At 49.1% G+C, this 446-nt stretch carries 1 protein-coding gene; it reads left to right on the forward strand.

Annotated elements, in window-relative coordinates:
• Window positions 1-255: 255 nt before the first annotated feature.
• A partial coding sequence (locus tag ACYP03_RS24150) for an NAD(P)H-dependent oxidoreductase (protein ID WP_459782386.1) occupies window positions 256-446 on the forward strand: 191 nt, incomplete at its 3' end.

Below are 446 nucleotides of genomic sequence, written 5' to 3' on the forward strand. Positions count from 1 at the left end.
GAAAAAGTGATCATCGCCTGTTACTACCGGCTGTTGCCGCTCCACAACAAATAGGTTTCTGGTGCGGCAGTCTATACTAAACATCGGTTAACTGCGAACAAGGCCGAAGACCCGGGAACGGGCAGCGCATTATTTTGCTGTTGAAATCTCAGGAATTAAGCGATCTTTTGGCGCCAGAATTCGGTATGATGTTTCAAGAGCCGGGACATCCCGTTAATGCTCATGATGTTACTCAGGGAAATGAGGACCAGGCCAATGGAGCACGCCCCACCACGCATTCTGCTGATTTACGCGCATCCGGATCCTGATGCGTCTGTTGCCACTAAAGCCATGCTATCGGCAGTGGCGAATCTGCCTCATGTGACGTTTCACGATCTTTACGGTAAGTATCCGGACTTTTTCATCGATATCACTTATGAACGTACCTTGCTGGCTCAGCATGATAT

It is taken from the genome of Photobacterium sp. R1, assembly GCF_054600795.1.